This is a genomic window from Streptomyces sp. ID05-39B (assembly GCF_033794725.1).
GTDB lineage: Bacteria > Actinomycetota > Actinomycetes > Streptomycetales > Streptomycetaceae > Streptomyces > Streptomyces bobili.
The window spans coordinates 1-8,827 of record NZ_JARGEF010000295.1 but is presented as its reverse complement, the minus strand read 5'-3'; the positions used below and the strand labels follow the sequence as shown (position 1 = coordinate 8,827).

The following is an 8,827-nucleotide window of genomic DNA, read 5'->3' as shown; positions in this document are numbered from 1 at the left end:
GCCCTGTCGCCCGTCCCCGTCCACCAGCGGACTCGGTGGGACAGGGGGCTGGGGGCACAGGGCCGGGCGACAGGGCCGGGTGAGAGGCCGGGGAAGGAAGTCCCCGCCTCACAGCAACCCGTTCCCCGCCGTCCCCGAGAGCCAGACCAGCGCCAGCAGCGTGTCGATCGCTCCGAGGACGACGGCGACCAGGGCCGGCACCGGGCGGGGTCCCGCCCAGCTGCGGCCCATGGCCAACCAGCCGCAGACGATCGCCGCGGGACCGAGAACGATCCCGAGAGCGAAGAATCCGGCGACCGCGCAGACCAGGCCGACAATGCCGAGCGTCGCGCTGTCCGGCCCGGTCCGAGACCACGTCCGGCCGCGTGAGCGGGGGTTCCCGCGCGTTCCGTGTCCAAAGCCCGCCATCGTCAACTCCCTTGCATCTGGGGTTGCTTCGATGGTCCGGGTACCCGCCTCGCGCCGGTTATGCAGTGGCGGGCGAGGGCCGGCGGCGCGCTGTCCCCCTCCGGCAGCGCGCCGCAGCCCTGGCCGCCCTTCCATCCGGAGGGCTTGACCCACTGTGACCTGCGGCGCGTACCGGAGGCGAGAAACCTTTAGCGTTGTCACCCTGATAGGGGAATTCCGCTGAAGTTCCGTCAGAGAAAGGCCTTCACCGCTGCCGGAGGCCCGTCAGAGGAAGGAAACCCCTGCCGGTGCCGAGGGCCCGTCAGAAGCGAAGTGGCGTGAGAGCCGGGTCAGATGTGACCGACCCCCGCGCCCGCCTCCGCGTTCACCCCGCGCTTGGTGAGCATCGCGACCAGCACGGCCACCACCGCGACCCCGGCCGCGACGAGCGACGCGAGGCTCATCCCGGAGATGAAGGTGTCGTGGGCGACGTCGGTGATCTTCGCGGCGACCTCAGCGGGCGTGCCCGGTGCCACCGGTGCCACCCCGACCTGGACGGCCTCGGAGGCCTGGTCGAGCTGGGCCGGGGTGAGTGGGGGCAGGCCCGCGCCCGTCCAGTTGCCGGACAGGTCGCTGTCGACCTTGGAGGCCATCACGCCACCGAGGACGGCCGTACCGAGGCTGCCGCCGATCTGCATGGCGGCCTGCTGGAGACCGCCGGCGACTCCGGACAGCTCCATGGGGGCGTTGCCGACGATGACCTCGGTGGCGCCGACCATGACGGGGGCGAGGCCGAGGCCTAGCAGGGCGAACCAGACGGACATGATCAGGCTGCCGGTGTCCGTCCCCAGGGTGGACATGCCGAACATGGCGACCGCCACGCACACCATGCCGCCGGCCAGCGGGATCCGCGGGCCGACCTTGGTGATCATCGCGCCGGCGAGCGGGGAGCCGACGATCATCATCCCGGTGAGCGGGAGCAGGTGCAGACCGGCGTCGATCGGGCCCATACCGTGCACGTTCTGAAGGTAGAACGTCACGAAGAACAGGCCGCCCATGAAGGCGATGGCCATCAGGACCATCAGCACCACGCCCGCGGACAGCGGCACCGAGCGGAACAGGCCCAGCGGGACGAGCGGTTCCTTGACGAAGTTCTCCCAGACGGCGAAGCCCGCGAACAGCAGCACCGAGCCGCCGATGAAGGCCCAGGTCTTCCCGTCTCCCCAGCCCCACTCCGGAGCCTTGATGAGGGCCCAGACGAGGCAGAACATCGCACCGGAGAGCAGTGCGATGCCGAGGATGTCGAAGGAGCGCGGGGCGTTCTCGGCGCGGTGGTCGAGCAGCATCACCACGCCGAGAGCGACGGCGAGGATGCCGACCGGCACGTTGATGAAGAACACCGACTGCCAGTTGACGCGCTCGACGAGGACGCCGCCGAGGATCGGGCCGCCGGCGGTGGAGGCGCCGATGACCATGCCCCAGATGCCGATGGCCATGTTGAGCTTCTCGGCGGGGAAGGTCGCGCGCAGCAGGCCGAGCGCGGCCGGCATGAGCAGCGCGCCGAAGACGCCCTGCAGGACGCGGAAGGTGACGACGAACGCGATGCTGTCGGACAGGCCGATCGCGCCGGAGGCGGCGGCGAAGCCGACGACGCCTATCAGGAAGGTCTGGCGGTGGCCGAAGCGGTCACCGAGCTTGCCCGCGGTGATCAGGGAGACGGCGAGGGCGAGGAAGTAGGCGTTGGTGATCCACTGCACCTCGGCGAAGGTGGCGCCCAGGTCCTTGGCGATGGCCGGGTTGGCGATGGCCACGATCGTGCCGTCGAGGGCCACCATCATGACCCCGACGGCGACGGTGATGAGCGTGAACCACGGGTGGCCGCGCAGCCCCTTGGCCGGTGGCTGGTCCGACGGGGTGGACGGCGACTTGTCCGCCGGTCCCGTCGTGTCGATGGTGGTCTGACTAGTCATGCGCACGAGGCTAATGACAGCCACTGACAGTTGACAAACCGATTCACTAGTCGGTAACTGACACGTCACTGGCCGTGCCCCAACGGGGCGGACGGCACAAGGAGAGGGCCGCCATGGAGACCACCACGCCGCCACGGCCGGGGCTGCGGGAGATGAAGAAACGCCGCACCCACGACGAGCTGCTGCGGGCGGCCGTTCACCTGTTCACCTCGCAGGGGTACGAGCGGACGACCGTCGACGAGATCGCGGAGGCCGTGGACGTCTCGCAGCGCACCTTCTTCCGATACTTCGCCGGCAAGGAGGAGGCCGCGCTCGCCCTGGAGGGCATCACGGTGGGGCGCTTCGTCGAGGGGGTGCGCGCCCGTCCGGCGCACGAGGCGCCTATGGAGGCCCTGCGGCAGGCGGTCCTGGAGGGCTGGAACTCGCTCAGCGAGGCCATCGAGTCGATCGCGTCCGTCGAGCTGTACCTGCGCATGTACCGGGTGATCGAGTCGACCCCGGTCCTGCTCGCCGCCCATCTGCGGCGCTCGGCCGAGACCGAGGAGGCGATCGCGCGGGTGCTCGCGGAGCGGGAGGGCCTCGACGTGGACGCCGACCCCCGGCCGCGGCTGGCGGTGGCCGTCTTCGGCGCGGTGATGCGGGTGACGGAACGACAGTGGATCACCGGCGAGGACTACAGCCTGGAGGAGATGCGCGAGCTGACGTCCCGCCACCTCGACCAGGTGGGACCGGCCCTGCTGGGCGGCTGGCGCGCCGGAACGTGACGTACGGCGTGATCGCGTCCGCCATGGACGGCATAGGCCCAAGGAGTGCTATGACCATCGACACGCCAAGCGAAACGTGATCCCCGTCACTCCTGCCGCCCGAGACCTTCTCGTTCTCCTAGTGTGTCCTCCCAGTGACTTCCTTCGACACCTCCCCGCAACTGACGGCATGGCGCGCGCTGCTCGCACTGGCCGTCGTGTTCGTCATGCTGGCGACCACCGGATGGACCGCCGTACACCGGCACGAGGGGACCACCGCCCTCAAGTCCTCGCTCAGCGCATGGGAGCGCGGCCGGGTCGCCGGACGGCAGCTGCCCGACCCGCAGGCGGCCCCCGCCCTGATCGCGCGGTTCTTCGCCTCGCTCACCGCGGTCCAGCACACCCGACTGGCCGAGCGCTATCCCCTCGCCGTCGGCAACATGAACGGCGCGCCCGCGGCCCTGCGCTACCGCGCCAACCGGATCGCGCTCCAGGAACAGATCGGGGTGGAGCGGGCCCGGACGCGGGACAAACGGCTCTCGCCCACCGGCCAGCACGAGGCCGGGCGGCGCATGCACCGCCTCGAGTCGATGACCGACATCGACCGCCAGATCCTCGCCTTCGACCCCGAGGGCACCGGCCGGGTCGCCGAGGTGTTCGGCGACCTCGACCGCGCCGAGCGGATCTCCGTCGTCGTCCCCGGCGTGGACACGGCCCTGCTCACCTTCCAGCGCACCAACCGCAAGTACTCGGCGCCCGTCGGCATGGCCGAGGCCCTGTACGCGGCCGAGCGCGAGGCGGGCCCCTCGACGCGGACGGCCGTCATCGCCTGGGCCGACTACACCTCGCCGGCCGGGCTCGGCATCGACTCGGCCACCGCGATGCGCGCCGAGCGGGGCGCCGTACGGCTGAACGCGCTGGTGCGCGGCCTGCCCGGCAGTTCCCCCGTCTCGCTGTTCTGCCACAGCTACGGCTCCGTGGTCTGCGGGGTCGCCGCGCATGCCCTGCCGGGCCGGGTGTCCGACATCGCGGTCGCCGGCAGCCCCGGGATGCGGGTGGAGAACGCCGCGCAACTGGACACCGACGCCCGGGTGTGGGCGATGCGCGACTCCGACGACTGGGTGCAGGACGTGCCGTATCTGGAGCTGGGCGGTCTCGGGCACGGCGAGGACCCGGTGGCGTCCGGGTTCGGCGCGCGGGTGCTGTCGGCGCGCCAGGCCAAGGGTCACGGAGGCTACTTCGAGCCCGGCACGGACAGCCTGCGCAACTTCGCGGACATCGGCACCGGCGAGTACGGCTCGGTGCGGTGCGCCGACGACAATGACGCGTGCCGGGCGGGTCTGCCCGGCACGTCCACGGCCGGACGCGCGTAGAGACGCAGGAATTGCGGTGCGCGCGGGGAGGGACGAGGGAGCGAGTGCCGCATACGATGAGCCGCATGGGTGACGTACTGGCCGGGTTTCATGCCGCCTGGGAGTTCGAGTCCGACTCCGTCCTCATCCGCTACGAACGGGGAATCCGCACGCCCAAGCTGCTCTCCGCGCTGGGCGAGCGACGGATCCCGCTGGCGGCGATCGAGGGGGTCACGCTCGAACCGGGCAGGCGCGGGACGGTGGTGCTGCGCATGGTGCCGCGGCCCGGCGCCGATCCGCTGACCGAGGCGGCGGCGGGGCAGCTCAAGGACAACGGCGATCCGTACCGGCTGGTGCTGCCCGCCGAACGGGACGCGCTCGCCGAGTACTACGCCGACGAGCTGCGGGCGGGGCTGACGGAGTCGGGGCCCGCCGAGCGGTTCCTGGTGGCCGCGCCAAAGGCGCCGCTGTCGTTCAAGGCGTACGACGCGAAGGCGTCCTTCGACGGGCGGACCGTACGGTTCCGGTGGTTCTGGACGGGGGCCTCGTCCGCGAAGTGGAAGGCCGGCGACCAGAGCTTCGCCGTGTCGGAGCTGAGCGGGGTGGAGTGGCGCTCCCCCGAGGTCTTCGAGGGGCATCTGCGGCTGCTGGGCGGGGAGGACCTGCCCACGCAGGCCGACCAGGACCCGGCGACCGTGGTGTTCGGGCTGGGGTACGGGGCCGTGCACGAGTCGCTGCCGTTCGCGGCTGCCGTACTGGCCGCGGTACGCCGCGGACGCGGGCCCATGGCCGCGGTGGCGGCCGCGGGCCCACGCCGCGATCCGGCGGAGGTGGCCGAGCGGATCCGTCATCTCGGCGACCTCCACTCGGCCGGCCTGGTCACCGACGAGGAGTTCTCCGCGAAGAAGGCGGAACTGCTCGCGGAGCTCTAGCCCCTGGAGGGCCTAGTCCCGGCCGGCCGAGGTGAACGTCATGTCCGCGTAGCGGTCGCCCGCGACCTTGTCCGCGATCGGCTCCAGCAGCGCCAGCTCGTCCGCACTCAGCTCGACGGCCGTCGCGCGTACGTTCTCCTCCACCCGGCCCGCCTTGCGGGTCCCCGGGATCGGGATCACCGGCAGGCCGTGCACGCCGGCCTGCTGCTGGACCCAGGCCAGCGCTATCTGGGCGGGGGTCGCCTCGTGCGCCCGCGCGACCGCGCGGACCGGCTCCAGGAGGGCGGCGTTGGCCGCCGCGTTCTCGCCGGTGAAGCGGGGCTGCTGACGGCGGAAGTCGTCGGCGGTGAGGTCCTTGTCGGCGTCGGCGAAGGCGCCGGTGAGGAAGCCCCGGCCGAGCGGGGAGTACGGCACCAGGGCGACGCCCAGCTCACGGGCGGCCGGCACCACCCGGTCCTCGATGTCCCGGCTGAACAGCGACCACTCCGACTGCACGGCGGCGATCGGGTGCACGCCCTGCGCGGCCCGCAGTTCGCCGGCCGTGACCTCGCTCAGGCCGAGGTGCTTGACCTTGCCCTCGCGCACCAGCTCGGCCATCACGCCGACGCTCTCCTCGATCGGCACGGCCGGATCGCGCCGGTGCATGTAGTAGAGGTCGATGACGTCGACGTCCAGGCGCCTGAGGCTGGCCTCGACGGCCTGGCGGATGTAGGGCGCGTCGTTGCGGATGACCCGGCGGGTGGGATCGCCCGCGGGGATCGACAGGGCGAACTTGGTGGCGATGACGACCTCGTCGCGGTGCGCCTTGAAGAACGGGGCGAGGAACTCCTCGTTGGCGCCTGCGCCGTACGCGTCCGCCGTGTCGTACAGGGTGACGCCCAGCTCCAGGGCGCGGTCCAGGGCGGCCCGTGACTCCTTCGCGTCCGAGGGGCCGTAGGCGAAGCTCATGCCCATGCAGCCGAGGCCCTGGACGCCCACCTGCGGTCCCGTGTCGCCGAGTCGTGCCGTGGGGATCGTGCTGTCGGTCATCGGGTCCTCTCCGATTCGTACGCCCCTGTGGCGTCCGAGTAGAACGTGATCTTCCGGTCGAGCACGGCGAGGGTGTCCTGGAGTTCGGCGATCCGTGCCCGGACGTCCCGGCGGGTCTGTTCGAGCAGCTCGCGCCGCTCGCCGAACGTGTTCTCGCCCTCGCGCACCAGCTCCGCGTACCGGACCATGTCGGCGACCGGCATGCCGGTCAGCCGCAGCTTTCCGACGAGGTCGAGCCAGTCGAGGTCGCGGTTGCTGTAGCGGCGCTGGCCGGTGTGCGAGCGGTCGACGTGGGCCATCAGCCCGATCCGCTCGTACCAGCGCAGGGTGTGCGCCGTCAGGCCGGTGAAGGCGACCACCTCGCTGATCGTGTAGCTGTCCTGCCCGTCGGGGCGGGGATGCCCCGGAGGCAGGGCGGAACAGACGTCCGCGGGGTGGTCTTCCTCGATGGTCACGGGTGTGGTCTGCAACACCGTCATGTCCTCCACGCTATGACCTTCGAGCGCACTCCAGGCAAGCGATTACGGCAAGAAGTCCGAAGGTAGGCTCATGGCCATGTCGCTCACGAGCCTCGCGCTGATCGAGAACTGGCCGGTCCCCTCCGCCGCGGCGGGCGTCGTACGGGCCGACGGCACGGCTTTGGGCACGCACGGCCCGGCCGGCCGGCGTTTCCCGCTGGCCTCGGTGACCAAGCCGCTGACCGCGTACGCGGCCCTCGTCGCGTACGAGGAGGGGGCGGTGGAACTGGACGAGCCGGCCGGACCGCAGGGGTCGACCGTGCGGCATCTTCTCGCGCACACCAGCGGGCTCGCCTTCGACGAGCACCGGGTGACGGCGCCGCCCGGGGAGCGCCGGCTGTACTCCAACGCCGGTTTCGAGCAGCTCGGCGACCACATCGCGAAGGCCACGGACATCCCGTTCGCCGAGTATCTGCGCCAGGCCGTGCTGGAGCCGCTGGGGATGACGGCGACCTCGCTGGAGGGCTCGCCCGCCAAGGACGGCGTGTCGACGGTGGAGGATCTGCTGCGTTTCGCGGCAGAGGTGCAGGCACCACGGCTGCTGGATCCTCGGACGGTGGCGGCGGCGATGACCGTCCAGTACCCCGGCACCAAGGGCGTGTTGCCGGGCTACGGCCACCAGAACCCCAACGACTGGGGCCTCGGCTTCGAGATCCGCGACTCCAAGTCCCCGCACTGGACCGGCGGTTCGTCCTCCCCCCGCACCTTCGGCCACTTCGGCCAGTCCGGTACGTTCCTGTGGATCGACCCCGAAGCGGGCGCCGCCGCCGTGGCGTTGGCGGACCGCGCTTTCGGGCCGTGGGCGGCAAAGGCGTGGCCGGTGTTCACGGACGCGGTGCTGGCCGAGGTGCGGGGCGCCGGTCCCGCCCGCTGATCTCCTCCGCTAACCTCCCTCTGCACACAGCACCCAATGCGCGGGATCTCGGGGGAGAACGATGACAGGCGTTCAACAGGGCGGCCACTTCCGTCCGTTGGAGAGCGGTGACCCGACCTCGGTCGCCGGCTACCGGCTGGCCGCACGGCTCGGCGCGGGCGGTATGGGCACGGTGTACCTGACGTACACGCCCGGCGGGCATCCGATCGCTCTCAAGACGATCCGTCCGGAACTGAGCGAGGACCCGGAGTTCCGCCGCCGGTTCCGCCAGGAGGTGCAGGCCGCCCAGCGCGTGCAGGGCTTCTACACCGCGCCGGTCATCGACTACGACACCGAGGACTCCCAGCCCTGGCTGGCCACCGCCTATGTGGCCGGGCCCTCGCTGGCCGCGGCCGTCGGCGAGCACGGGCCGCTGCCGGTGCCGTCGGTCCTGCTGCTGCTCGCGGGCATGGCCGAGGCGCTGTCGGTCATCCACGGGGCGGGCATCGTCCACCGCGACCTCAAGCCCTCCAACGTGCTGCTCGCCTCCGACGGTCCGCGGGTCATCGACTTCGGGATCGCCCGCGCCGCCGACGCCACCGCGCTGACCGGCACCGGCGTCTCCATCGGCACGCCCGCGTTCATGTCGCCCGAGCAGGCCGCCGGGAAGAAGGTCACGCCCGCCTCGGACGTGTTCGCGCTCGGTCAGGTGGCCGCGTTCGCGGCGCGCGGCACCGGGGCGTACGGGGACGGGCCCTCGCACGCGGTGCTGTACCGGATCGTGCACGAGGAGCCCGATCTGAGCGGGCTCGCGGAGCAGCTCGGCTTCATCTCGCGCTGCCTGGCCAAGGACCCGGCCGAGCGGCCCTCCCCCGCCGAGATCATCACCCTGTGCCAGGAGGCGTCGCCGACGCCGCTGCGTCAGTCCGGGTCGTGGCTGCCGGAGGCCATCGCCGCGCAGATCACGCAGCGGGTGTCGGCCTCGGCCGCGCTGGCGGCGCCCCCCGCTCCGACGGCGCCGGTCACCCAGCCCGACCTGAGCC

General features: G+C 71.8%; 9 protein-coding genes. 5 read left to right on the top strand and 4 right to left on the bottom strand.

Translation table 11 applies throughout. The features are described 5' to 3' along the window. Positions 1-108 precede the first annotated feature (108 nt). Both P1P75_RS36665 and P1P75_RS36660 read right to left on the bottom strand, forming a co-directional pair. Positions 109-408, bottom strand: coding sequence for a small hydrophobic protein (locus P1P75_RS36665; protein WP_319263605.1), 300 nt, complete (start codon positions 406-408; stop codon positions 109-111). Between the two features lie 329 nt (positions 409-737). Next, complete coding sequence (locus tag P1P75_RS36660) at positions 738-2,357, bottom strand: MFS transporter (protein WP_319263604.1); 1,620 nt, start codon at positions 2,355-2,357, stop codon at positions 738-740. 113 nt (positions 2,358-2,470) lie between these two features. Here P1P75_RS36660 and P1P75_RS36655 point away from each other — a divergent pair, with 113 nt between their 5' ends. The 3 genes from P1P75_RS36655 (at position 2,471) to P1P75_RS36645 (ending at position 5,384) form a co-directional block, all read left to right on the top strand. Then, positions 2,471-3,121: a TetR family transcriptional regulator gene (locus P1P75_RS36655; protein ID WP_319263602.1), complete on the top strand. Its 651-nt coding sequence runs from the start codon at positions 2,471-2,473 to the stop codon at positions 3,119-3,121. 134 nt (positions 3,122-3,255) lie between these two features. Continuing rightward, positions 3,256-4,473 (top strand): alpha/beta hydrolase, encoded by a 1,218-nt coding sequence (locus P1P75_RS36650; protein ID WP_319263601.1) that lies wholly within the window; start codon positions 3,256-3,258, stop codon positions 4,471-4,473. A 56-nt stretch (positions 4,474-4,529) separates the two neighbouring features. Continuing rightward, positions 4,530-5,384, top strand: coding sequence for a DUF4429 domain-containing protein (locus tag P1P75_RS36645; RefSeq protein WP_319263600.1), 855 nt, complete (start codon positions 4,530-4,532; stop codon positions 5,382-5,384). A gap of 12 nt (positions 5,385-5,396) precedes the next feature. Here P1P75_RS36645 and P1P75_RS36640 read toward each other — a convergent pair whose 3' ends face one another. Beyond that, positions 5,397-6,413, bottom strand: coding sequence for an aldo/keto reductase (locus P1P75_RS36640; protein WP_319263598.1), 1,017 nt, complete (start codon positions 6,411-6,413; stop codon positions 5,397-5,399). Then, on the bottom strand, positions 6,410-6,892 hold the full coding sequence (locus tag P1P75_RS36635) for a MerR family transcriptional regulator (protein ID WP_319263595.1): 483 nt from the start codon (positions 6,890-6,892) through the stop codon (positions 6,410-6,412). The genes P1P75_RS36640 and P1P75_RS36635 overlap by 4 nt, the downstream gene beginning before the upstream one ends. 76 nt (positions 6,893-6,968) lie before the next feature. Between P1P75_RS36635 and P1P75_RS36630 the strand changes: the two genes are divergently transcribed. Beyond that, positions 6,969-7,805, top strand: coding sequence for a serine hydrolase domain-containing protein (locus P1P75_RS36630; protein WP_319263594.1), 837 nt, complete (start codon positions 6,969-6,971; stop codon positions 7,803-7,805). Between the two features lie 61 nt (positions 7,806-7,866). Further along, positions 7,867-8,827, top strand: a 961-nt coding sequence (locus P1P75_RS36625) for a serine/threonine-protein kinase (RefSeq protein ID WP_319263592.1), incomplete at its 3' end; no start/stop codon positions are given.